Here is a 24,967-nt window from a genome sequence, read left to right as displayed (position 1 = left end):
GGAAGAGCCGGTAGCGGCATGAAAAATGCAAATCAAATGTGCTTTTTGCGGCATTTTGGGGCAGAAAATACACTGGGAATACAATGGCAAACGGTACGGTTCAGGCTATAGAGTTAAAAGGCTTTCGCAAGAATTCCGATATTTATGTGGCAGTCGCCCTGATCGGGGTCCTGTCGCTGATGATCATCCCGTTGCCGTCGATGTTGCTGGACCTCTTTCTGGCGGCCAACATCACCATAGCGCTCTGCATTCTGCTGGTTTGTCTTTATACTCAGCACCCCTTGGATTTCTCTGTTTTTCCCTCCGTCCTTCTGGTTACCACGCTCTTTCGGTTGGCGCTGAACATCGCTTCAACGCGTCTGATTCTTCTGCATGGCAGCGAAGGGGTTGAGGCCGCCGGTGCCGTCATCAAGGCCTTCGGGCAATTCGTGGTCGGCGGCAATTATGTCGTCGGCGCCGTCATATTCCTGATTCTTGTAATCATTAACTTTGTGGTCATTACCAAGGGTGCCGGCCGCGTTGCCGAGGTTACAGCCCGTTTTACCCTGGATGCGATGCCCGGCAAGCAGATGGCCATCGATGCCGACCTTTCGGCCGGTATGATCACGGAGAAAGAGGCCCGCGCCCGACGGGTGAAGATTGCACGAGAAGCAGATTTCTACGGCTCCATGGACGGCGCCAGCAAGTTCGTCCGCGGTGACGCGGTGGCCGGGATTCTGATCGTGATGGTCAACATCTTCGGGGGGCTGATCGTCGGTGTTTTTCAGCAGGGAATGCCCATCACGGCGGCACTGACCAACTATACCCTGCTCACGATCGGCGAGGGGCTGGTAGCCCAGATCCCGGCACTGATCATCTCCACGGCCGCCGGTATCATCGTCACCCGCTCGGCGGATGAGGACAATTTCGGCAGCGAGATCACCGGCCAGTTCATGAATTACCCCAAGGCGTTTTACGTCTCCTCCGGGGTTTTGTTCCTGTTCGCGCTGATCCCCGGACTGCCCCATTTCGCCTTTCTGCTGCTCTCCGGGGTAACCTTTCTGCTCGGCAAAATGTCCCGGGAAAAGGCCCAGGTTGTCGAGGATCTGGCAGCTCTGCCGGAGGCCGGCGCCGGAGACGAGTCGGCGGACCAGGCCGCGGCTATTCGCCCGCTGGACGTGCTGGAGCTGGAGGTGGGCTATGGGCTCGTGCCGATGGTCGATGCTTCACAGGATGGCGAATTGCTCGAACGGATCCGCTCGATCCGCCGCCAGTACGCCCAGAAGCTCGGTTTTGTCGTGCCGCCCATTCATATTCACGACAACCTGCAGCTCAAGCCTTACGAGTATAATCTGCTGATCCGTGGTGCCCGCGTGGGGGGGAGTGAACTGACCGGCCAGTACCTGGCCATGGATTCGGGCGCGGTGACCGGTAGCTTGAACGGTGTCGGCACCAAAGAACCGGTTTTTGGTCTGCCATCGTTCTGGATCAACTCTGACGGACGTGATGAGGCCCAGATCAAGGGGTATACCGTGGTGGATAGCACCACCGTAGTGGCGACCCACATCAGCGAGATCATCAAACGGCATAGCCATGAACTGGTCGGCCGCCAGGAAATGCAGCAACTGCTTGACAATGTGGCTCTTACCGCTCCAAAGGTAGTGGAGGAGCTGATCCCCAACCAGCTCAATCTTGGCACCGTATTGCGGGTGGTGAAGGGACTGCTCAGGGAAGGCGTCTCAATCCGCGATCTGCGCACCATCTTGGAGACGCTGGCCGATTACGCCTCGCTCACCAAGGACCCCGAGGTGCTGACCGAGTTCGTCCGCCAAGGCTTGGGACGTTTTATCGTCGATCAGTACAAGCTGGAGGATGACACCCTCTGCCTGGTCACCCTCAGCCGTGAGATCGAGGATACCATTGCCGAAGCGATCCAGCCCTCCGATCAGGGCAGCTTCCTGGCCATTGAGCCGAATGCCGCCCAGGCGATCATCACCGGCATCCGTGCGATGTCAGAGCGTTTCGGTATGAGCGGTGCCCAGCCGGTCTTGCTGGCATCTCCATCCATCCGTCGGCACGTGAGAAAGCTGATTGAGCGCTTTGTCCCGCACATGGCGGTACTGTCACACAATGAAATCCCGCAGAACATCAAAATACAATCACTGGGAGTGGTGAGCGTAAATGTTGGTTAAGACTTTTCAAGCCGCGAGCATGGCCGAGGCCCTGCGCATGGTCAAGGCCGAGCTTGGTCCAGATGCGATGATTCTGTCGACTAAAAAGGAAAAGACCGGCGGCCTCTTCGGTTTTTTCAGCAAACAGGTTTATCGCGTGACAGCGGCCATAGACCCGGTCCGTAAACCGGCGCCCTCCGCTCCTGTCCCTCCCGCGTATCGGGAGCAGCAGGTGCGTGAGAGAACTGCCAAGGAGGACCTGGAAAACTCGATGCTGGCCCCTTTGGCCAGAGAACTCAGGGAGCTGCGCGAAAGGGTTGAGGCGCTTTCCCGCCGCGAGGAGCCCGCCAGGCAGGAGCCGGAGACGGGATTACCGCAGATGGCGGCTGCTCAGGAGGCCGGCATCAGCCTCAACAATATTCCGCGCGGAGATCTGGAGGAAATAAAGAAGTTGCTGCTCAACACCCTCGCCAAGAGCCAGGAGGGGGGTGGCGCCAGGACGATTCAGTGGCCCAATGCCGAGCAGTCTGCCGCCGAAGGGCAGACCGGCGCGGAGATTCTTCCGGAAGACTCGCCGTTGGCCCAGGAACTGAGTAGAAACGGTATCTCCACCGACTTGATCAGAAAAATCCTCGATACCCTTGCAACGCTGCCGGTAGAAGGGGGCAGCCAGACGGTCAGGAGCCGGCTGGGCGAAACCTTCGGACGCCTGATCAAGTTTGCCGGGACATTGAAGCTGCGCAAGAATTCGCCGCGTATCATCGCATTGGTCGGCCCGACCGGCGTCGGCAAGACCACCACCACCGCCAAACTGGCTGCCATGTACGCCCTTAACCGCGGTAACAAGGTAGCACTGATCACCATGGATATCTTCCGCGTGGGTGCAGTCGAACAGCTCAAAACGTACTCCCGCATCATGGGAATTCCTCTGGAAGTTGCCTCCACACCCAAGGAACTGGAAAAGGCGGTTGAAAAGCATGCTGCCTGCGATCTGATTTTTGTCGATACCGCCGGCCGCAGCCACAAGGATAAGGAAAAGCTGGATGAAATGAAGAATTTCCTCGACAACAAGATACCGATCGAGGTCTATCTCTGTCTGTCAGCTACTACCAAAGACCGGGAACTGGAAGAAATTCTGAGCCGATTCAGCATTTTCCAGATCAGCAAAGTGGTCTTCACAAAAATCGATGAAAGCGAGAGCCTGGGAAATATGATCAACCTGCTGATGAAGGATAATCTGCAAATTGCATACTTCACCACCGGACAACGCGTTCCTGAGGATATTGAAGTGGCTACCTCGGCAAAACTGGCTGAATTGATTCTGCGGGGAGCACCAAATGAGTGATGTAATCGGAATGGGCGATCAGGCCGACACGCTTCGGGAAATGGCTCGTAGCGCCCGAAAGAAGCAGAAGTCAGATGCAGCCCCGCAGGGGGACGTCTCGATCCAGAAAGGTATCCGCGTAATTTCGGTGACGAGCGGTAAAGGAGGGGTCGGCAAAAGCAATGTGGTATCGAACCTTGCTATTGCACTTTCAATGCAAGGCAAGAAGGTGCTGCTGATTGACGCCGATCTGGGGCTCGGTAATCTGGACGTGCTCCTGGGGCTTTCACCGGTCTACAATTTGAACCATGTCCTGAACGGTGAAAAAAACCTCTCCGATATTCTGATTGACGGACCGGCCGGCATCAAGATCATCCCGGCGGGATCAGGTGTGCAGGAACTTACCAGTCTCGGCCAGCACGAGAAGCTCAAGCTTCTGGATGAACTGGACATGCTGGAAGAACAGTTCGATATCATGATTGTTGACACCGAGGCCGGCATCTCCGAAAACGTCACGTATTTTACGGTAGCCGCCCAGGAGATCATCGTGGTAGTAACTCCGGAACCGACCTCTATAACCGATGTGTACGCCCTGATCAAATTGCTGGCCACCCGTTACTCCGAGCACCATTTCAAGGTACTGGTAAATATGGCCAAGGACAGCGAGGACGCCCTGGAGGTGTTCCGCAAGCTTGCCAATGTGGCTGGCCGTTTCCTGGACATCTCGCTCGACTATCTCGGTTGTGTGGTCAAGGATGAGAAGGTGGTCGAGGCTGTCAAGCGGCAGCGGGCAGTCTGTGAGCTTTATCCCGATTCCGAAGCAGCCGGCTGTTTTACCACATTGGCGAAGCGGGTGACGGAAAATACCCGGCAAGCCCGCCTTAAGGGAAATATCCAGTTTTTCTTCAGGCGATTTCTGGAAAATCCCTCGGGGTAGCGGTCATGCCCTCAGCACAGTCCATACACGGTGATACGGTCAGAGACGAGCTGATTCTGGAACACATGCCCCTGGTTCGTTACCTCGTGGCCCGGATCGTCCCCCAGTTGCCTCCTCATCTTGACCTGCAGGACTTGACCGGCGCTGCGGTGGTTGGCCTGATAAATGCAGCCGATCGTTTCGATGTCAACCGCGGCGTGCTGTTCAAAACCTTCGCTGAGCAGCATATTCGCGGAGCGATCATCGACGAGCTTCGTTCATACGACGTATTGAGTCGATCCATGCGCGACAAGTATAAGCGGCTCGAGCGACAGGTGATGATTCTGGAGCATCAGCTGGGCCGTAACCCGACCGGTGAAGAGGTGGCGCAGTCTCTGGGGGTCGGGCTGGATGAATATTACGATCTGCTTGAAGATGTGCATGTAATCTCGTTCATCAGCCTGGACGACAGTTGGGACGATGAGGAGGGCAATACGCTCTGTCTGGCGGACGTGTTGAAAAGTGACGCCAAGAGCCCTCAACAACAGGTTATCATGATGCAACTGACCGAGGCCCTGGGGCAGGCGATTGACACCCTGCCAGAGAAGGAACGGCTCGCGGTTACTTTATATTACAACGAAGATCTCAATTTGAAGGAAATCGGTGAAACACTGGGGGTCAGCGAATCCCGCATTTCGCAGATACTCAGCCAGGCCATGGTCAGGTTGAGGGGCAAACTGAAGCTGTACAAAGCGTAAAGGAGAACTCGATGAATAGCGGCATGTACTCTGCTCTTTCCGGCAATATTGCAGCCATGAAACGGCTGGACATCATCAGTAACAATCTTGCCAACGTCAATACTCCCGGCTACAAAAAGGAAAAGATGACGTTTGAAAGCATGCTGGCAGGTTCAGTCAATCCACCGGCTGTTCCTCAGGGGAGTACGGCCGATCCGATTCTTCAGAAGGAAAACGTTTACATCGACTACAGTGCCGGGCCGATAGCGCAGACCGGAAATCCGCTGGACGTGTCCATTGACGGCGACGGTTTCTTCGTGGTCAATACTCCCGATGGTCAGGCCTATACCAGGCAGGGCAACTTCCGGCTCGCAGCCGATGGAACTCTGGTGACCAGTGACGGTCATACGGTCCTTGGCCAGGGGGGCGCGATCCAGGTTCAGGGGGGCAAGGTCGAAATTGATGCCAAAGGAGTGGTGAGCGTCGACGGTACTCCTGCCGGTACGATCAGCATTGTCGATTTTCCCAAACCTTATAATCTGACCAAAGTTGGCAAGGCCTTATTCGTTCCCGGTGCCCAGGCAAACCCGCAGGCGGCGCAGAGCGCGATTCTGCAGGGACAACTGGAGGGTTCCAATGTGGACACCATCAGCGAGATGGTGCAGATGATCGAAACCACCCGGTATTTTGAGGCGTGTTCAAAGGTGATCAAGGGGTATGACGATATGGCAACCAAGGCGACCAATGATCTGGGCCGTCTGTAACGGTTATGCAGTGACTTTCAACAATGGACAAAAAAGGAGCTGAAGCATGATACGAGCACTTTGGACAGCAGCCTCGGGTATGGAGGCGCAGCAAAAGAACATAGACGTGGTGGCCAACAACCTGGCCAACGTCAACACCACCGGTTTCAAGAGAAGTCGTGCCGATTTCCAGGACCTGATGTATCAGAACCTGAAATCAAGCGGAGCGCCTTCGACCAATGCGACTCAGGTACCAAACGGTATTCAGATCGGCCTGGGAACCCGTCTTGCCTCGGTTTCGAAAATCTTTACCGCCGGCGATTTCTCCCAGACCGGCAATGAACTTGACATTGCCATCGAAGGGGATGGCTTTTTCCAGATACAGCAGCCGGACGGTACCACCGGTTATTCCCGGGCCGGCGCCTTCAAGAGGGACAGCCAGGGACGCGTGGTGACTCCTGATGGGAACCCGCTGCTGCCGGAGATCGTGATACCCAACAATGCCACCAAGATCAATATCGGCAGTGACGGGACAGTTTCCGTGATGCAGGCCGGCCAGACCACCCCTACCAATGTCGGGACCATTCAGCTGGCCTCCTTTTCCAATCCTTCCGGTCTCACAAGTCTCGGAAGGAACATCTATCAGCCGACCGACGCTTCGGGAGCCGCAACGACCGGCACTGCTGGGCAGAACGGACTGGGGACGATTGCACAAGGGATGCTGGAGATGAGCAACGTCAATGTAGCTGAAGAGATGGTCAACATGATCGTGGGACAGCGTGCCTACGAGATCAACTCCAAGGCGGTGCAGGCTGCTGACGAGATGCTCCAGACGGCTAACAACCTGAGAAGGTAGCGGTTTCGGTACAGCTGAGATGAGAATACTGACGATTATCATGCTATGCCTTTTTCTGCTTTGGAAGCCGCTCAAGGCAGAACCGGCCCTGTCGCCGCTTCGCGAAACCGAGATCCGGAACGCAGTGTCCGCTTTTGTACAGCAGAAAACGGCAAACCTCGGTTGTGAAACCAGCATCCGGCGTCTCTCCATCAGTGGCAATCCTCTCCTGCCGGAGGGAACGCTGGAGTATGAGGTCGTTGCCCCCCAGCAGTGGGAAGGATGGGGATCTGTCAGCATTGCGGTGATTGCCCGGCAAAAGGACCGGATCGTGCGGAACATCGCGGTCAGGGTCGAGGTCGAGGCCCTGGCTGATATGGTTGTAACCGTACGCCAGATCGATCGGGGACAGGTTCTGTCCGCAGCAGATCTCGCCGTGCGCAGGCAGGACGTCGCTGCGTCCCAGGGGCGTTACCTGAAAAGGATCGAGGATGCCGTCGGCAAGGTGGCACGCACTACCTTGAAACCCAACAGCACGCTCAGGAACGATCAGCTGGAAAAGGTGCCGCTGGTGAAATCGGGACAGATGGTTACCATCGTCGCAGAGAGCCCGACCATGCGTATCACGGTGACGGGCAAGGCCAGAGGCAGCGGAGCCGAAGGGGACACCATCGTCGTGCAGAATCTCAACTCTCTGAAAGAACTATCTGCCCGTATCATCGATGCCGGCACGGTACTGGTGGTGTTCTAACGCCGGAGCCCGTCCGTCGGGACGGGATGCGGCACGAGGAAATGGTGTGAACGAGGTCGGAATCATGAGACAGGCAGCAAATCTGATTGTACTGGCAAGCGTAGTGTTATGCGGATGTGTGACCCAGACGACTGACGTCAAAACAGCCGCCTTTGATCAGCAGCTCCCCCGGCAGCAGGCGGATTATTCCAGCGGCTCCATCTGGCAGGCAAGCTCGGCCGGCCTGACCGATGACTTCAAGGCGCGTCGCAGGGGTGATATCGTCACCATTGTGATATCCGAATCGGCCAGCGCCTCCAAGGAGGCCAAGACCGATACGTCGCGCGAGTCGGCGGTTAATGCCGGCATCCCTAACCTTTTGGGTCTTGAGACAACCGGCATCAAGAATGTCATGGATCTCAGCAAGCTTATCAATGCCAGTGTCAGCTCCAAATACGCCGGGTCCGGAAATACCTCCCGACAGGAGACTCTGAAGGCCACGGTTACCGCCAAAGTGGTGGATGTGACCCCCAACGGGAACCTGTTGATCGAGGGGCGCCGCAATGTCAAGGTCAATGACGAGGACCAGATCATCGTCATTGAAGGGACGGTTCGTCCGACCGATATCGGGCCGGACAACGTCGTCAATTCGATCTACATTGCCGATGCCCGTATCAGTTATGCCGGCAAGGGCATCATCTCCGACCGCCAGAGACCGGGCTGGCTGATGAACTTCCTCGACAAGATCTGGCCTTTTTAAAGAGGAAACGTCATCGCATCAGTGAACAGACGTGTGATGGAAACCGTTTCCGGAGATTGGAATTCGCATGAAGATAATTGTCACCTCCATACTGATGGCTTTGGTTCTGGCTTCCAGCGCCCACGCAGTGCGCATCAAGGATTTGGCTTCATTTGAAGGCGCGCGTGAGAACCAGTTGGTTGGCTACGGCCTGGTGGTCGGGCTGAACGGCACCGGCGACAGCGACCAGGCACGAATCCAGCTGCAGTCCATCTCGGCCATGCTGGAACGGATGGGAGTCAGCATCAATCCCAACCTGATCAAGGTCAAGAATGTGGCAGCCGTGATGGTCACTGCCACACTGCCCCCTTTTGCAAAACAGGGTAATCGGCTGGATGTACTGGTTTCCTCTTTGGGAGACGCCAAGAGCATCGCCGGTGGCACACTGATCATGTCGCCGCTCAAGGGCGCCGACAGCCAGGTGTATGCCGTGGCCCAAGGTTCGGTGCTCACCAACTCGTTCGCTTTTGGCGGACAGGCTGCCAGCGCTCAGAAAAATCACCCCACTGCCGGGAGAATCCCTGCCGGAGCCCTGGTGGAACGTGAACTGCCCAATACCCTGGCAGGCAAATCGCAGCTGCGTTTGAACCTGGCCCAGGCCGATTTCACCACTGCATCACGGATGGCGGGCACCATCAATGAGAAATTCGGCACCGCCATTGCGTCCACAGCCGATCCCGGGGCAGTGGCAATTCAGATCCCGGAGGCCTATGCCGGCCGGATGATCGATTTCATCTCGGTAGTGGAGACGCTCGATGTCCGGCCCGATACCATCGCCAAGGTTGTACTCAACGAGCGCACCGGAACCATCGTGATGGGGGAACAGGTCAGGATTTCGACGGTGGCCGTGTCCCACGGCAACCTCTCCCTGGTGATCAAGGAAACTCCCCGGGTTTCCCAGCCGGCTCCGCTCAGCACCACCGGTGAAACCAAGGTGGTGCCGCGCACCGAGCTGAAGGTCGAGGAGGAGTCGCGTCGCCTGTCGGTTTTATCCGAGGGTGCCACCATCGGCGATGTCGTGCGGGCACTCAATACCCTGGGGGTTACACCGCGGGATCTGATCGGCATTCTTCAGGCCATCAAGGCAGCCGGAGCGCTGCAGGCCGAACTGACGATTATTTAGCACGGTAACGATGAACACGCACGGTGGTACTACGTTTATCCTCAAGAAGCTGCCCGATTGGGCGATAAGAAGGTAATGCCAATGGATATCGGTTTGCCACAGTACATGCCCCTGGCAGGGGATGAGGCCGCAGACAAGGCGCGCCAGCTGCAGCGGCAGCAGACCGATGCGGCCGGGCTGAGTGAAAAGCAGCGGCTGCAGGCCAAAAAGGTTGGCCAGGATTTCGAAGCGCTTTTCATCGGTATGATGATGAAATCCATGCGCGAGACGGTTGCACAGGACAAGCTGACCGGAGGCGGTCATGGGGAAGATGCCTACCGTTCGCTTCTGGATCAGGAGTATGCCGCGGCAGCCGTCAAGCGCGGGGGATTGGGACTGGCGAAACAGATCGAAAAGGAAATTATCCGGCAGGAGAGTCGGCGCATTCCGCGAACCATCGATACAAAGGAATAGCAGCAGGGATTTGGTGGGGATATCTATGGTAATGAAAAAGCTGGCAGAGGAACTTTCCGTGCATTTGGGGCTCCTGCGGGAGTTGCATGAGCTGTTGGAGCGGGAAAGCCGTGAGCTTGCCGATATGAAACTGGACGCCATGGCAGAGATAAACGACCTGAAGGAAGAACTGTCTCAGCGCATAAAAGAGCACGCTGTCTCACTGCGCCAGGCAATCAGCAGTGCTGCGGCCCGGGAAGGGCTATCCGCCACCGCCACGTTGGGAGCGGTTGCAGCAGCAGTCAAGAGCAACCAGGATATCCCGCGACTGCACCGTGATCTGAACCAGGTGGCAGAACGGATCAGGCAACGTTTGGCAATGAACGGAGAAATCGCGGAGCGTTTTGCAGCATCGGTAAAAAATTCGCTGGACCTTCTGTCCCGCGTGATCAATCAATCAAATATCTACGGCGCTTCCGGCGGCTATCAGCAGCGGCCGACCGGGTCGGTGATGATCAACAGGGAGGCCTGAATGGGACTTAGTGCAGCCATGGAGATCGGCAAGAACGGTCTCAAAATCTATCAAATCGCCACCGAGGTGACCGGCGAGAACATCGCCAATGTCAATACGCCCGGTTATTCCCGCCAGCGGGTGATTCTGGAGAACGCTCCCCCCACTACGTCCAATGGTTTTCCCTTGGGCACGGGGGTAAAAATTTCCACGGTGGAACGCTATTACGACGGACTCCTGCAGCAACAGCTCGTCAATGCCCAGACCACCCTTGGTTACGATACGACAAAATCGAATGTCTTGCAGCAAATCGAGCCGACTTTCAATGAAGTCACCAATGACGGATTGGGTGCGGCTATTACCAATTTTTTCTCGGCCTGGCAGGACCTGACCCTCAATCCTACCGGATCCGCCGAGCGCACGAACGTGATGAGCCGAGCTCAAATCCTGACCGACAACTTCCACGCGGTCAACACGACCCTGGCGAATGCCGTTACCACCCAGAACGACTCGCTGGTTCCGTTGACGGACAGCATCAACGCTACTCTTAAGAACATCGCCCAGCTCAATCAACAGATAAAGACCACCGAACTGGTGAGCGGTAATGCCAATGAGATGCGCGATCAGCGGGATCAGTTGATACGGGACCTGTCGCAGCAGATCGGCATCACCTATACGGAAAACAGCGACGGAACCACCGATATAAACTATAAGGACGGTGGCGCAGCGCTGGTAACGGGAGGCACCGCCGGGTCGTTTTCATTGACGACCAATTCGAGTACGGGACTTTACGATGTGAATGTGACCCCTCCGGGAGGAGCGGCTACGCTGGTTTCGCCGACAACCGGACAGTTGGGGGCGACCCTGACGTTGCGCGATACGATTATTCCCGGCTATCAAGCCAAGGTTGATGCGCTGGCAAACGCAATCGCCACACAGGTCAATGCAGCTCACAACAGCGGATACGATCTGAACGGCGATGCAGGAAAGGATTTCTTTACCGGCACTACAGCCGCAACCATTACACTGAACACTGCCGACATCACCGGTGTCGACAAGATCGCGGCATCGGGCAGCGCCACCCTGCCGGGCGACAACAGCAATGCCCTTGCCCTGGCACAGTTGCAGAACAAGAACATCATGTCCGGAAGCACTGCCACGTTCGGTAGCTATTTCAATGGACTGGTCAGCCAAATTGGGCTTGACGTACAGTCGAGCAAGAATACCGTAGCGCAGGACACCACCTTCACAAATCAACTGATGACGTTGCGCGAATCAAACTCCGGCGTTTCGTTGGACGAGGAGTTGACCAATCTGGTCAAATATCAGCGTTCCTATCAGGCTTCGGCCAAGCTGATCACCACCGCGACCGAGATGATGGACACGGTCATTGCCATGATACGGTAACAGGAGAGGACACCATGCGCATCACTGCCAACATAACCTCGCAGAATTCGCTGTACAACATCCAGCAGGGTAGGGCCAAGCTGGACAAGCTCAATGAACTGATAGGCACCGGATACAACATCAACCGCCCCAGTGACGATCCGGTCAATACCGCACTGCTCTTGGACATTGGTGACAAAGTCAAAGCGGGTGACCAGTACCAAAGCAACATAACGAAGTCCAACATCTGGCAGCAGGTCACCAGCACGGCCCTGAACGGCATGTCCAGCACCATACAATTGGCCCAGAAGCAGGTCTCCAATGTAGCGAATGGTACAAGCGACGAGACTACGCGCCAGACAGCCATCGATCAGCTGAAGACACTGAAGCAGCAACTGATCGACATGGGCAACACGGAGATAAACGGTCAGTATATCTTTGGCGGCGCCGTAAGTACCACAGCGCCTTTCAATTCCACAGCGCCCTATTATTCGGGTGACGAGACTGCTCTTAAAATAGAAATTGCTCCCTCCAGCATCCAGCAGATGAACATTCCGGGAAATCAGCTCCTCACTGCCGACTCGGCAACCTCGAAACCCTATGGCAGCACCAATATTCTCAAGGCCTTCGACGATCTGATCGCTGCCATCGGCAGCAATGATGTGGACGCCATTCAGGCGGGGGCCAAGGCCCTGGAGGCCGGTGCCCAGCAGGTTACCAACGCTCAGACTGACGTGGCTGCGCGTGTACAGCGGCTCGACAGCATGTCCACGCTGAATGAGAACAACAAAAACACTCTGAGCACCATATACAGCAACACTCAGAATGTGGACTACGCCAAACTGGCCGTTGAACTGAGCCAGCAGCAGACAGCATTCAATGCTTCCCTGTCGGCTACGGCGAAGCTTTCCCAGCTTTCGCTGCTTGATTATCTGAGTTAGCAAATTCCTGCTTTTACACAGAGCGAGGCCGGTGCACGGTTTCGCTCTGTCCCAGTCTCACCCGTACTTCTTTCCTCTGTCTTTATACAAGCCCATGCCGTTTCCCTTCTCCAAAAATCGCCGTCGCAAGCCGGTTTCGATCCGGCGCGACGTTTTGCTCCTCTCTCTGCCGGTGTTGCTTTCTTCCCTGTTCCAGCGCCTGGTTTCGATCGTCGACATATTCCTCACCGGCGGTCTGGGAGCAGCGGCCATCGCAGCCACGGGGCTCGGACAGCTGCTGATGTTCGTCACCATGACGATTTTCTGGGGGCTCTCCACCGGTACAACGGTGGTAATCGCCCATCTGCGGGGTGCCGGAAAGCAAGAGGAAGCCCGCCGCGCTGCGTTTGTCGCATGCCTGGCCTGCTTGGCGATGACCGCGGCCTGCTCGGCTGGAGGAGCGGTATGGGGAGGCGACATCGCCCGTTTGATGGGGGCTGCGCCTGATGTTCAGGCCTTTGCCTCCGATTACATCCGCCTGGTGTTTTTGTGGCTGATCTGGACAACCGGACTCAATATCCTTTCTGCCATCATGCATGGTGCCGGTGACACCCGCACCCCGATGGAGGCCATCATCCTGGTCAACATTCTGCACGTAGCCATGGCCTGGCCCCTGATATACGGTGCATTAGGGATTCCGGCCATGGGGGTCAAAGGGGCGGCTATCGCTATCAACAGCTCGGAGTTTGTCGGCTGCAGCTACCTGCTGATCCAGGCGTTTCGTAAAAGCTACCTGGTGCTTGGCTCCCCCGACGTTCAGCAATTCGCCAGGATCTGGCGCATTGGCTGGCCCGTGGCCTTGGAGCGAATCGCCCAGCAGAGCGGGCAAATATTCTACTCAAGTTTCATTATCGGCTATGGCACGAGCGCCTACGCAGCGCATCAGATCGGACTTTCCATCGAGTCACTTTCATTCATGCCGGGCGCCGGCATGGGCATCGCCGCCGCAACCCTGATGGGGCAGTCGCTCGGGGCAGGCAAGATCAGGCGGGCCCGCATCAGCCATGCTGAAGCCCTGCGTCTTGCCGTAGTGGTCATGTCGATCATGGCACTGGTGTTCCTCTGCGGACCGCACTTCCTGATCTCGCTCTTTACCCATGACCCTGCCGTGATCGAGAAAGGGAGCGTGTTTCTGCGGCTGGTGGCCTTTGCGCAGATACCGCTGGCGGTCTCCTTTGTCTATGCCGGTAGCCTGCGGGGCACCGGCGATACCTTCTATGTCTTCATTGTCACACTGGCAGCCATGTGGGGTATCCGGGTCGCCCTCGCGTGGGTGGCAGCCGGCTGGCTGCATCTATCCCTGTATGTCGTGTGGGGAGTCTTCCTGGTGGACTGGTATGCTCGTGCTGCAGCCTTTGCCTGGCGCTACCGGCGGCGCGATCTGCACAATGTCATCTACTGATGCCGTCTTGATAGGCCCATCTGTTTCCGGACAAGGATCGGCTCGACTTTTTTATCGCCGCTCCTTGCAAAGCAGTCAGACTGCGATATAGTTAGTAGATTATTAAACAACGCCGAGTCTGTGATGGGAAGGCCGCATCTTCCCAGTATCCGGAGGAGGAGGCAGTCCATGGGAGAAGCCTGGGGTTCGAACGGTCCGGTACCTGGTATTGCAGGTAGTGAAATGGGGTGTGAAGATGCCAGCTCATGGGATCTGGAGACCGAAGGAGCCGGCGATGGGCTGATATGCTGCAATCGCCAGGGGCTGATCAGCGCCATGCTCTCCGGATGCATCCACGAAATCAATAATCCCAACAATAATATTCTGCTCGCATCCCGTCTGCTGGGTGATTACTGGAAGGGGCTCGCTCCGCTCCTGTCGGAGTATCAGGGACAGCACCCGGATGCCTGTTGTGCCGGTGTACCGCTGGCAGGTATCCTCGACAGCATGCCGAAAATCATTGCGATGATTGCGGAAGATGTCGGCCGTATCAGTCGTATCACCACCCAGTTGAAGTCCGATGCCGCCGCTGTGGTCAAGGATTCCGGCGGATGCGATCCGAATGCTGTCATCAAGGCGGTGGCAGAAGCGCTCAAAGGCACAATTGCCCGGCATACCCGGCAGTTCAGGCTGGAGTTGTCCGAGAACCTGTCCCTGCTCGCCATTGATTGTCGATTGTTGCACCAGGTCGTCACGAACCTGGTCTGCAATGCCCTGCAATCCCTGCCGGCCAGGGAGCGGATGGTGATGGTCAGCTCTTTCAGGGATGAAGCGTCCGGGCACATAGCGATCAGGGTGGAGGACCAGGGGTGCGGGATTGCACCGTATCACTTGGGCCGGGTCTTCGAACCCTTTTATAGCATCAACCGGGAAAATGGCCGTGCCGGTCTGGGCCTGTTCGTCTCCCGTCTCATCATTCAAAGGAACAGCGGGACCCTGACGCTGTCGTCCGAACCCGGGCAGGGGAGCACCGCTGTAATCAGACTGCCGTACCGATGAAACCGATAAGAACAACTCATGATGTACTTGACGAATTTTTATTTCTGTGAGGGGTTGGTGAAGTGAACAGGCTTGATATTTCGGTGTTGTATGTGGACGATGATCTGCAGGCGTGTACCATTATGGCAAACCTGATGCGGTTGTACGTCAGGGAGCTGCACCTGGCCCATGACGGCCAGGAGGGGCTGGAAATGTACCGTCGCCATCAGCCCGACGTAGTGGTTACCGATTTTTCCATGCCGGTGATGGATGGCGGTGAGATGGTGCGGGATATCCGTGCCCAGCAGCCCGAGACCTCCGTCATCTTCATGAGCGCCCATGATGATGCCTGGCTTGCGGAACAGCTCAAGGATGTCGGGCTGACTCGACATATCACCAAGCCGGTCGAGGTGACAGGGCTGATCGGCATGCTGCGTGAGATTGCCGCTGCTTGAAATAATCCCGAACGACAGTACACTACTAACAGTTGAAATTTTTCCGGCGTCACGGCGGTACTGCCGGCCGACGACAAGGATGTGTTGATGCAGGTGTCACCTGACGGCCAATTTTCCGTGCTGTTGATCGATGACGATCCGCATGCGCTGGAACTCAACAGGATGCTGCTCCTGAATGCCGGCATCGGTATGGTGCTGACTCTTTCGGACAGCCGTGCCACGCTCCCCTTCCTCGAACAGCATGACATTTCACTGGTCGTGCTCGATCTGATGATGCCTCATGTCAATGGCGCCGAACTGCTGCCGTTGATTCACAGGGACTATCCCCATATCCCCGTAATCGTGGAAACCGCTGCCAGCGAGGTGGAAACCGCTGTCAGGTGCATGAAATCGGGGGCCATAGATTATCTCGTGAAACCGGTCGAACCGGACCGTCTGGTCACTGCGGTCAAAAATGCGCTCAATTTCGACGACCTTCTGCATGAGGTCTCCTCGCTCAAGAACTATCTTCTGAACGACCGCCTGGAGCATGCCGAGGCATTTGCGGAGATCAAGACCACCAGCAGGAAGATGCGGTCGATCTTTCAATATGCGGAGGTGGTTGCCAGCTCGCCGCAACCGGTCCTGATCACCGGTGAGACCGGCGTGGGCAAGGAACTTTTTGCACGCTCGATCCACCGCATCAGCGGGGTACGGGGGGAGTTCGTCAGTGTCAACGTGGCCGGGCTGGATGACGCCATGTTCTCGGATACGCTCTTCGGACACAAAAAGGGAGCCTTCACCGGCGCGGACCAGTTCCGGGACGGGCTGGTCAGCAAGGCAGGGGGAGGAACGCTGTTTCTGGACGAGATCGGCGACCTGAACGAACTGTCACAGGTCAAGCTGTTGCGGCTTTTGCAGGAACGGGAGTATTACCCGGTCGGCGCCGATACGCTCAAAACCAGCACCGCCAGAATCGTGCTGGCCACCAACATCGACCTGGAGGCCCGCATCAAGGAAGGGCGCTTCCGGCGCGATCTTTACTATCGTCTGTGCACCCACCAGATCCATATTCCCGCGCTCCGCGAGCGGCCGGAGGACATCCCCCTGTTGCTGGCGACCTTCATAGAAGTGGCGGCGAGACATTTCAACAAGCGCAAACCCACTCCGTCGCCCGAACTGATCTCGGCTCTGGTTGGATACGCTTTTCCCGGCAATGTCCGGGAACTGCATGCACGTGTCTTCGACGCGGTGGCGCGTCATAATGACGGCATGCTCTCACTGGAGAGTTTCCCCGGCATTACCAACGCTGCTCCCGCACGGTCTTCGACGGTCGTGCTCCCCGCTGACGGCAATGGGATCTACAACATCTTCGGACGCCTCCCAACCTTCCGTGAGATCGAAAATTACCTGATCACGGAGGCCATGAAGGTTTCCGGAGGCAGTCAGGCGGTGGCAGCCTCCATGCTGGGAGTAACCCGCCAGACCATCAGCAACCGGCTCAAATCGCTCGGAAACTGAGGTAAGCGCGTTATGCCCGCTCCAGTCCGGCAAAGCGCAGCATGAGCTTTTTCGGCCCGGCCGAATTGAACCACACGATGACCTTTTGAGCGTCGCCGCTCCCCTCGATCTTGCGGACCGTACCGAGTCCGAATTTGCCGTGACGTACCCGCATGCCGATGTAGACTCCCCCCTGTTCCTCGGGGGGCTCGGGCACCACCTCTATCTCGCGTGAGCCGGAGAAGGCGGCTGCCGCCGCCAGATTATGCATCCCGTCATTCTGACGGTTTTCGTTGCGCTGCCCTGCGGATGCGGTCTGCAGGCGGCCGCCGGGCACGCGAGTGGCAGCGGAGTAGGTTCGAAGCCCGCTGTCCTCCTCATCCAGTAATTCGGCCGGGATATCCCTCAGAAAACGCGACGGCGGGTTGGACTGCTCCTGGCCGAACAGGTAGCGCCGGCGGGCGTTCAAGAGATAAAGGCGCTCCCTGGCACGGGTCATTCCAACGTAACAGAGGCGGCGCTCCTCTTCCATGCCGTCCAGATCATCCAGCGTCCGGACATGGGGAAAGAGCCGCTCTTCCATTCCGATCATGAACACCGCCTTGAATTCCAGCCCTTTGGCAGCATGCAGGGTCATCAACGTCACCGACGGCTTGCCCTGTTCCCCCTGTTCCAGGTCCGACACCAGCGCTACCTGCTCGAGAAATTCCGACAGCCCCCCCTCGGGGTTCTTCTCGCTGAATTCCTCCATGGCGGTCAGCAACTGCTCCAGGTTTTCCAGCCGCTCGGCGCTCTCCTCGTCACGACTCTCTTTCAGCCGGGCCAGATAGCCGCTCTCCGCCATCACCGTCTGGGCCAGTTCCGGCAGGCTGTGCGTGTCAAGCATGGCGCGAAAGCGTTCGATCATATCCGCAAAGGTAGTCACCTTGTTTCGCGGGACAGATCCCAGCAGGCCGACCAGGTCCTCGTCGTGCAGGGCCTGATAGAAGCTCTTCCCATTGGCGGCGGCCTGGTAGGCGATCCGATCGATCGTTGTGGCGCCTATGCCGCGGGCCGGTACATTGATGATCCGCTTCAGCGACACCTCGTCCGCCGGATTGTTCAGAACACGCAGATAGGCCAGGATATCCTTGATCTCCATCCTGGCATAGAAGCGGACACCGCCGACGATGTGGTAGGGCAACGCCTCCGAAACCAGGGCTTCCTCGATCTGGCGGGATTGGGCGTTGGTGCGGTAGAAGACCGCCATCTCCTCCAACGGAATGCCGCGGGATCTCAGTCGGTCGATCTCACGGCAGACGAAGCGGGCCTCCTCCCGGTCCGATTCGACCCGCCGATAGCAGACCGGATCTCCCTGCGGATTGTCGGTCCAGAGGGTTTTGCCTTTGCGGCCATAGTTCTGTTTGACCACCTCGCCGGCGGCCTTGAGAATTGTGGCGGTGGAACGGTAGTTCTGTTCGAGCCGTACGATCTTCACCCCGGGAAAGTCTTTTTCGAATTCCAGGATATTGCGAATATCGGCCCCTCGCCAGGAATAGATCGACTGATCGTCGTCACCTACCACGCACAGGTTCCGGCGTTCCCCTGCCAGCAGGCGGATCAGGTGGTACTGCACCGGGTTGGTATCCTGATACTCATCCACCAGGATCCATTGGAAGCGTTCCTGATAGTACCGGCGCACCTCCGGGAATTCCGACAGCAGCCGTACTGTCTGGATCAGGAGGTCCCCGAAATCCAGTGCATTGCACTTTCTCAGGCGCTCCTGGTAGGCAGCATAGATCTGGATGATCTTTGCATTGTAAATGTCGCCGGCCGCCACCGGATCGATCTCTTCGGGGAACAGGCCGCGATTCTTGTAGTCGTCGATGCGCGCGCCGACGGCAGTGGGAGAGAAGCGCTTCTCGTCCAGGTCCAGTTCCCTGAGGATATCCTTGAGCAGGCGTTCCGAGTCGCGGTCGTCGTAAATGGCAAAGGATGAATCAAAGCCCAGGTGATGGATTTCCCTGCGCAGGATGCGGCCGCAGGCGGAGTGGAAGGTGGCTATCAGCGGCAGGTCGCCATGGCTGGACAGTTTCCTGACGCGTTCGGCCATCTCTTTGGCAGCCTTGTTGGTAAAGGTAACAGCCAGGATATTCCAGGGGCGTACCCCGCGCTCGAGGATCAGGTGGGCGATACGGTTGGTGATGACGCGCGTCTTGCCGGAGCCGGCGCCGGCCAGGATCAACAGCGGCCCTTCGCCGTACAGTACCGCCTCTTTCTGGGGCGGGTTCAAGTGTTTTAGCAGGTCCATTGGGTTGTTGTAGCCCGTAGAAACGCGACCGTCAAGCGGAAACGGCTCTCCGTTTTCTTCCTGCGGCATGGCCGGAATGCCACCTAATCAGTTGCATTCGGCGGGGCGAGGCTGTACAAGATACTCCATTCCACCGAGGACATAATCAGGCAGCAGACGGGGTAGCTGATGATCATACGCAAACAGGGCTGGATTCACACGTTGCTGCGTGCGCTTGCCCACCGCGCGGAAGCGGCCGAAAAAGCCCAGATCATGCTGGAAGAAGCCCTTGGGCATGCCTACGAAGGGCTGCTCATCACCGATGCCGAAGGCTGTATTCTGAAGGTCAACGAGGCTTATGCCCGTTTTCTGCAGACCACCACGGATAAATTGGTGGGCAGGCATGTCACCGAGGTGATCGAGAATACCCGCATGCACCTGGTGGCAAAGAGCGGCGTAGCCGAGATCGCACAGCTCCAGAAGATCAGGGGGCACGAGATGATCTGCAGCCGGATACCGATCTTCGAAAACGGAAACGTGGTGGCAGTGGTCGGCAAGGTCATGTTCCAGAACATCGAAGACCTGTTCAGTTTCACCGAGAACTTCAAGAAGCTCAAAACCGAGCTGGAGTTCTACAAACGAGAACTCAGCAAACATCTCAGCGCAAAATATTCGTTTGGCCACATCGTCGGCAGCAGCAAAGAACTCGAATGGGTCAAGGAGCTCGGCAGAAAGGTGGCTGCCAGCAACACCACCGTCCTGCTGAAGGGGGAGAGCGGAACCGGAAAAGAGCTGTTTGCGCACGCCATCCACAACGAAAGCCACCGCAAGCTCGGGCCGTTCATCAAAGTCAACTGCGCGGCCATTCCCGATACGCTCTTCGAATCGGAGCTGTTCGGTTACCGTGAAGGGGCATTTACCGGGGCGCAGAAAAAGGGGAAAAAGGGCAAATTTGCCCTGGCCGACAAGGGCACGATCTTTCTGGACGAAATCAGCGAGCTGCCGCTGACCATGCAGGTCAAGTTGCTGCGGGTTCTCCAGGAAAAGGAGATCGAGCCGGTCGGTGCGGAGGGGGCCGAGGCCGTGGATGTGCGCATCATCGCCGCCTCCAATCGCGACCTGGAGACGCTGGTTAAAAGCGGCATGTTCCGCCATGATCTGTACTACCGTCTCAACGTGGTCATGCTGGAGATTCCCCCCTTGCGCAGCCGCCGCGAGGACATTCCGCTGCTGATACACTTTCACCTGCGCCAGTTGGAGCGCGAAACCGGCATCCCGGTCGAAGGGGTCGAGCCGGATGTGGCTGAAGTACTCAAGCGATACGACTGGCCGGGCAACGTACGTGAGCTGCGGAACATTCTCGAACAAGCACTGTACGTCAAGCTCGGCACGACGATCACCCGCAACGATCTCCCTGCTGCGTTGTCCAAGGGGGCAACCCTATCGACGCCGGAAGCCGGGCGCAGCCTTAAGGCCGCTGTCCGGCAGGCCGAAGAGGAGGCTATCCGGGCCGCTATCCGCGAGGAAAAAGGGGATAAGCAGGCAGCCGCCCTCCGGCTGGGTATCAGCAAGTCATCTCTCTATGCCAAGGTTGATCAGTACGATATCCGTCTGTAGTCAAGATTTCTCCCGCCTTTTCCAAAAAATAGGAATTTTTTCCAATATTTGGGAAAAGTAATGCCTGCCTCTTTTTTAAACGTTCAAACAGATAGTTAGCTTCCATCCAATTCCCCTCCGGCAGTGCCAATCAAATGCAGTTGCCATCAATCTTTCCAATTTTATGGAAAATATACGCCTGACCTGAACTAAGCATTACTGTGTTTTGCTATTTCAATCTTAAATAAATCAATAAAAAAACAAACTTAATGTGGTCTGTAATTGTTTGTTACGTATGGTGGCATAACAGTTGCTTGAATTGTATAAACTTGTTTTATTTTTGAGGGGACAATGAGCTTTAAGGACATTCTTCTCTATCTGGATGATTCGCCGCACTGTGAACGCAGGATCGATGTCGCCCTGAGTGTGGCACAGGCACAGGGGGCGCGGGTGAATGGTCTGTCGATTGTGACCCATGGCTATTACCAGCCCCGGTATCTGCGTGCCGAAGAAAAAGTGGCGGCTGCCGCAGCGCTGTTGATGGCAAAGGCTCGGAATGCCGCGGTGCCCTGCGGCTGCCGCAGGATCGAATCCAGCGCGGTGGGGGTGGGGAAATCAGAGCTGATGATCAAAGGGGCTCACTGCAGCGATGTAGTGATTGTCAGTCAGGAATCGCCTCGCGTCGCTCGCACCGCGGCTATCGTGGAGCCGCTTGTGGTGCGGAGCGGCCGGCCGGTACTGATCGTTCCTGTGGCAGGCTCCTTCCCTACGATCGGCCGGCGGGTACTGGTGGCCTGGAAGAACGGTCGGGAAGCTGCCCGTGCACTGCACGACGCCTTGCCGATCCTGCGGCAGGCAGAGCAGGTGACGCTGTTGACCATCGCATCGGAGGAAGAATCGCACCAGCACTATGGAGAAAATATCCGCGAACACCTCGGGCAGCATACTCTCCAGGCCCGGACCGAGCTGTTCCCGGTTACCTCCGCCACCCTGGCAGATACCCTTCTGAACCGGGTCTCTGAAGGTGGCTATGATCTGCTCGTTATGGGTGCCTACTCTCCGGGAGCACGCCGGGGATCCGGGTTGGGGCAGGTGGCGGGCCAGATCCTGCGGGAGATGACCGTTCCCGTTCTGATGTCGCATTAGAGGGTTGTTGAAAAATGGGTATCTCGCCGCCGTCCTCGTCAGTCACCTTGTGCGGCGTAGCGCTGCTACGCCTCCGCGGGGCTTCCTGCGGGTGCGACGATCTACCCATTTTTGAACAACCTGAGAATTTCAACATCTCTTAGATGAAGCGATCAAGACATTCTCTTGATTCATGCCTCCGGCCTGGGCCGGTTCAGGAGTACGGTGCATGACGGACTGCATTCTCACCACCAGAAGCCTCTCCAAGGAATTCAAGGGGTTCAGCGCTGTTTCCGCGGTCAACCTGCAGATCGGGCGCGGCCACATCCATGCCCTGATCGGACCGAACGGAGCCGGCAAGACTACCGTGTTCAACCTGCTGACCAAGTTCATTACCCCCACCTCGGGCAGCATACATTTCAATGGCAACGACATTACGAGCGAGAAACCGGCTGATATTGCTGTGCGGGGCATCGTGCGTTCTTTCCAGATATCGGCGGTTTTTCCCAACCTGACTCCCCGTGAGAACGTGAAGGTTGCCCTGCAACGCAGCCTGGGCACCTCCTACCACTTCTGGAAATCGTCCGTCCGCCTGAATCATCTGAACGAGCGGGCCATGGAGCTGCTGGAAGCGGTCGGCCTCCAGAACTCGGCCGACGAGCCGGCCGTGGAGTTGTCCTATGGCCGCAAGCGGGCATTGGAAATAGCGACCACTCTGGCGCTGGAGCCGGAGCTGATGCTGCTGGATGAGCCGACCCAGGGCATGGGAGGGGAAGATGTGGGCCGCATTACGGAACTGGTGCGACGGGTAGCGGTCGGCCGGACCATCCTGATGGTCGAACACAACCTGCAGGTGGTGGCCAGCCTGGCTGACCGCATCACGGTCCTGCAGCGCGGCTCCATTCTGGCAGAGGGCACCTATGCCGAGGTTTCCGCCGATTCCCGGGTCATGGAAGCCTATATGGGGGTCGGCCATGAGTGAAATTGCCGTGGGTGGTTCCGGCATGAACGAATTGCTGGCGGTTTCCGATCTGCACGCCTGGTACGGTGAATCGCACATCCTGCACGGTGCCTCGCTCTCGGTCAAACGGGGTGAACTGGTCACGCTTCTGGGGCGCAATGGTGCGGGCAAGACCTCGATTCTGAAATCGATCATGGGGCTGGTCGGGCGCCGCAGCGGTTCGATCATGAAACAGGGGCACGAGACCATCAAAATGCAGACCCACCGCATCGCGCGCCTCGGCATCGGCTATTGCCCCGAGGAGCGCGGAATCTTTTCGAGTCTGAATGTGGAGGAAAACCTGCTGCTGCCGCCGGTCATCAAGCAGGGGGGCATGAGCATGGACGAGATTTACGACATGTTCCCCAATCTGCTGGAACGCAGAAAAAGCATCGGCACCCGCCTTTCCGGCGGCGAACAGCAGATGCTTGCCTTGGCCAGGATTCTGCGTACCGGGGCGGACCTGCTGCTTCTGGACGAGGTGACCGAAGGGCTGGCACCGGTTATCGTGCAGGCCATCGGGCGGACGGTGCGGCAGCTGAAAGAGCGCGGTTTTACGATCATTCTGGTGGAGCAGAATTTTCATTTCGCCGCCGATCTGGCGGACCGGCACTATATCATCGAGCACGGCGCGATCGCCGACGTGATATCCAGGGAAGAACTGGCAGGCAGCAGGGACAGGCTCAACAGGTATCTCGGCGTGTAAGCAGACCACATAATCGGAAGGGGGAGAGGCTATGAAATGGTGCATCAGGGCAACAGCATGTGCGGCAATACTTGGCATGGCGGCATCGGCCGGGGCGGCCGGCAAGGGAATTTCAGACGGGGTGGTCAAGATCGGCGTATTGACCGACATGTCGGGCGTGTATTCGGCCATCGGCGGCAAAGGGACCCTGGTGGCGGTTGAAATGGCAGTGGCCGACTTCGGCGGCAAAGTGCTGGGCAAACCGATCGAAGTGATCTCCGCTGACCACCAGAACAAGGCTGACATCGCTTCCACCAAAGCCCGCGAGTGGTTCGACACCGGCAAGGTCGACATGGTGACCGGGCTGTTGAACTCGGCCTGCGCACTGGCGGTGCAGAAGGTCGGAGCGGACAAGAAACGCATTACGATGAACACCGGCGCCGGTTCCACCGACCTGACCAACAAGGATTGCACCCCTTATGGCATCCACTATGCCTACGACAACTATGCCCTGGGCAATGTGGCCGGAAGTGAGGTCGTCAATCATGGTGGGAAGAGCTGGTTCTTCATCACGGCCGATTATGCCTTCGGCCATTCCCTGGAGAAGAACACCACCAGCTTCGTGAACAAGCTGGGAGGCAAGGTGGTCGGCTCAGTGCGCCATCCGCTTTCCACTTCGGACTTCTCCTCCTACCTGCTGCAGGCCCAGGCTTCAGGGGCCAAGGTGATCGGGCTGGCCAATGCAGGGGGGGATTTCACCAATGCCGTCAAGCAGGCTGGCGAGTTCGGCATCGTCCAGAAAGGACAGACCGTGGTGGGGATGCTGGTGTTCGACACCGACGTCAAGAGCCTGGGGCTGAAAACGGCCCAGGGCATGCAGTTCGCCTCCGGCTTCTACTGGGACCGCGACAAGGCCACCCGAGAATGGTCGCAGCGTTTCTTCAAAAAGCATAAGGCCATGCCCACCATGGATCAAGCCGGTGCCTACTCGGCCACCATGAACTACCTCAAGGCGATCAAGGCGGCCGGTACCGACGATCCCGATGCGGTCATGGCCAAGCTCAAATCGACCAACATCAGCGACTTTTTTGCCGTGAACGGCAAGATCCGGGCCGATGGCCGCATGGTGCACGACATGTACCTGATGGAGGTCAAGAAGCCGTCCGAGTCCAAGGCCGATTGGGACATCCTCAGGATCGTCAAGACGGTGCCGGGGGACAAGGCCTTCATGCCGCTTTCCGAAAGTACCTGCTCGCAGGTGAAGAAGTAAGCC

At 57.4% G+C, this 24,967-nt stretch carries 23 protein-coding genes; 22 read left to right on the top strand and 1 reads right to left on the bottom strand.

Translation table 11 applies throughout. The features are described from left to right. The first annotated feature begins 83 nt into the window (after positions 1-83). The 17 genes from flhA (at position 84) to GSVR_RS20380 (ending at position 17,040) form a co-directional block, all read left to right on the top strand. Positions 84-2,171 carry a flagellar biosynthesis protein FlhA gene (flhA, locus tag GSVR_RS20460; RefSeq protein WP_173195737.1) on the top strand — a complete coding sequence of 696 codons (2,088 nt, stop codon included), beginning with the start codon at positions 84-86 and terminating at the stop codon, positions 2,169-2,171. Further along, complete coding sequence (gene flhF / locus GSVR_RS20455) at positions 2,161-3,495, top strand: flagellar biosynthesis protein FlhF (protein ID WP_173195735.1); 1,335 nt, start codon at positions 2,161-2,163, stop codon at positions 3,493-3,495. The genes flhA and flhF overlap by 11 nt, the downstream gene beginning before the upstream one ends. Next, the gene (locus GSVR_RS20450; protein WP_173195733.1) at positions 3,488-4,411 is read left to right on the top strand and encodes a MinD/ParA family protein; all 924 of its coding nucleotides are present in this window, start codon (positions 3,488-3,490) and stop codon (positions 4,409-4,411) included. Before flhF ends, GSVR_RS20450 begins: the two co-directional genes overlap by 8 nt. 5 nt (positions 4,412-4,416) lie before the next feature. Further along, a complete protein-coding gene (locus tag GSVR_RS20445) occupies positions 4,417-5,148 on the top strand; it encodes a sigma-70 family RNA polymerase sigma factor (protein ID WP_173195731.1) in 732 nt (243 codons plus the stop codon). Positions 5,149-5,159: 11 nt separating this feature from the next. Further along, the gene (gene flgF, locus GSVR_RS20440) at positions 5,160-5,891 is read left to right on the top strand and encodes a flagellar basal-body rod protein FlgF (protein ID WP_173195729.1); all 732 of its coding nucleotides are present in this window, start codon (positions 5,160-5,162) and stop codon (positions 5,889-5,891) included. A gap of 46 nt (positions 5,892-5,937) precedes the next feature. Beyond that, complete coding sequence (gene flgG, locus GSVR_RS20435; protein WP_173195727.1) at positions 5,938-6,726, top strand: flagellar basal-body rod protein FlgG; 789 nt, start codon at positions 5,938-5,940, stop codon at positions 6,724-6,726. A 19-nt stretch (positions 6,727-6,745) separates the two neighbouring features. Further along, a complete protein-coding gene (flgA, locus tag GSVR_RS20430; protein ID WP_173195725.1) occupies positions 6,746-7,456 on the top strand; it encodes a flagellar basal body P-ring formation chaperone FlgA in 711 nt (236 codons plus the stop codon). A gap of 61 nt (positions 7,457-7,517) precedes the next feature. Beyond that, entirely contained in the window at positions 7,518-8,195 is a 678-nt protein-coding gene (locus tag GSVR_RS20425; RefSeq protein WP_173195938.1) for a flagellar basal body L-ring protein FlgH, read from the top strand. Between the two features lie 67 nt (positions 8,196-8,262). Beyond that, on the top strand, positions 8,263-9,357 hold the full coding sequence (locus GSVR_RS20420) for a flagellar basal body P-ring protein FlgI (protein ID WP_173195723.1): 1,095 nt from the start codon (positions 8,263-8,265) through the stop codon (positions 9,355-9,357). Positions 9,358-9,438: 81 nt separating this feature from the next. Continuing rightward, positions 9,439-9,810, top strand: a complete 372-nt coding sequence (locus GSVR_RS20415) for a rod-binding protein (protein WP_239077396.1) — start codon at positions 9,439-9,441, stop codon at positions 9,808-9,810. A 31-nt stretch (positions 9,811-9,841) separates the two neighbouring features. After that, positions 9,842-10,321, top strand: a complete 480-nt coding sequence (locus GSVR_RS20410; RefSeq protein WP_173195721.1) for a flagellar protein FlgN — start codon at positions 9,842-9,844, stop codon at positions 10,319-10,321. Beyond that, positions 10,322-11,707 carry a flagellar hook-associated protein FlgK gene (gene flgK, locus GSVR_RS20405; protein ID WP_173195719.1) on the top strand — a complete coding sequence of 462 codons (1,386 nt, stop codon included), beginning with the start codon at positions 10,322-10,324 and terminating at the stop codon, positions 11,705-11,707. 14 nt (positions 11,708-11,721) lie between these two features. Continuing rightward, the gene (flgL, locus tag GSVR_RS20400) at positions 11,722-12,627 is read left to right on the top strand and encodes a flagellar hook-associated protein FlgL (protein ID WP_173195717.1); all 906 of its coding nucleotides are present in this window, start codon (positions 11,722-11,724) and stop codon (positions 12,625-12,627) included. A 94-nt stretch (positions 12,628-12,721) separates the two neighbouring features. Further along, positions 12,722-14,068, top strand: coding sequence for an MATE family efflux transporter (locus GSVR_RS20395; protein WP_173195715.1), 1,347 nt, complete (start codon positions 12,722-12,724; stop codon positions 14,066-14,068). 168 nt (positions 14,069-14,236) lie between these two features. Next, positions 14,237-15,106 (top strand): cell wall metabolism sensor histidine kinase WalK, encoded by an 870-nt coding sequence (locus GSVR_RS20390; protein WP_173195713.1) that lies wholly within the window; start codon positions 14,237-14,239, stop codon positions 15,104-15,106. Positions 15,107-15,168: 62 nt separating this feature from the next. After that, positions 15,169-15,540 carry a response regulator transcription factor gene (locus tag GSVR_RS20385; protein ID WP_173195711.1) on the top strand — a complete coding sequence of 124 codons (372 nt, stop codon included), beginning with the start codon at positions 15,169-15,171 and terminating at the stop codon, positions 15,538-15,540. An 87-nt stretch (positions 15,541-15,627) separates the two neighbouring features. Continuing rightward, complete coding sequence (locus tag GSVR_RS20380; protein ID WP_173195710.1) at positions 15,628-17,040, top strand: sigma-54 dependent transcriptional regulator; 1,413 nt, start codon at positions 15,628-15,630, stop codon at positions 17,038-17,040. A gap of 10 nt (positions 17,041-17,050) precedes the next feature. Here the strand turns inward: GSVR_RS20380 and pcrA are convergent, their stop codons facing one another. Next, positions 17,051-19,309 carry a DNA helicase PcrA gene (pcrA, locus tag GSVR_RS20375; protein WP_173195934.1) on the bottom strand — a complete coding sequence of 753 codons (2,259 nt, stop codon included), beginning with the start codon at positions 19,307-19,309 and terminating at the stop codon, positions 17,051-17,053. Positions 19,310-19,477: 168 nt separating this feature from the next. Between pcrA and GSVR_RS20370 the strand changes: the two genes are divergently transcribed. From GSVR_RS20370 to GSVR_RS20350, 5 genes are all read left to right on the top strand, one after another. Then, positions 19,478-20,905 carry a sigma-54-dependent Fis family transcriptional regulator gene (locus GSVR_RS20370; protein WP_203978736.1) on the top strand — a complete coding sequence of 476 codons (1,428 nt, stop codon included), beginning with the start codon at positions 19,478-19,480 and terminating at the stop codon, positions 20,903-20,905. 330 nt (positions 20,906-21,235) lie between these two features. Next, positions 21,236-22,030 (top strand): universal stress protein, encoded by a 795-nt coding sequence (locus tag GSVR_RS20365; protein WP_173195708.1) that lies wholly within the window; start codon positions 21,236-21,238, stop codon positions 22,028-22,030. Between the two features lie 208 nt (positions 22,031-22,238). Continuing rightward, a complete protein-coding gene (locus tag GSVR_RS20360) occupies positions 22,239-22,991 on the top strand; it encodes an ABC transporter ATP-binding protein (RefSeq protein WP_173195706.1) in 753 nt (250 codons plus the stop codon). Then, on the top strand, positions 22,984-23,715 hold the full coding sequence (locus GSVR_RS20355) for an ABC transporter ATP-binding protein (protein WP_239077395.1): 732 nt from the start codon (positions 22,984-22,986) through the stop codon (positions 23,713-23,715). Before GSVR_RS20360 ends, GSVR_RS20355 begins: the two co-directional genes overlap by 8 nt. Before the next feature lie 31 nt (positions 23,716-23,746). After that, positions 23,747-24,964, top strand: coding sequence for an ABC transporter substrate-binding protein (locus GSVR_RS20350; protein ID WP_173195704.1), 1,218 nt, complete (start codon positions 23,747-23,749; stop codon positions 24,962-24,964). Positions 24,965-24,967: the final 3 nt, after the last annotated feature.

The sequence above is a fragment of the Geobacter sp. SVR genome (genome assembly GCF_016865365.1).
GTDB lineage: Bacteria > Desulfobacterota > Desulfuromonadia > Geobacterales > Pseudopelobacteraceae > Pelotalea.
The sequence above is the reverse complement of the archived record's forward strand: the minus strand, read 5'-3'. Positions and strand labels throughout refer to the sequence as shown.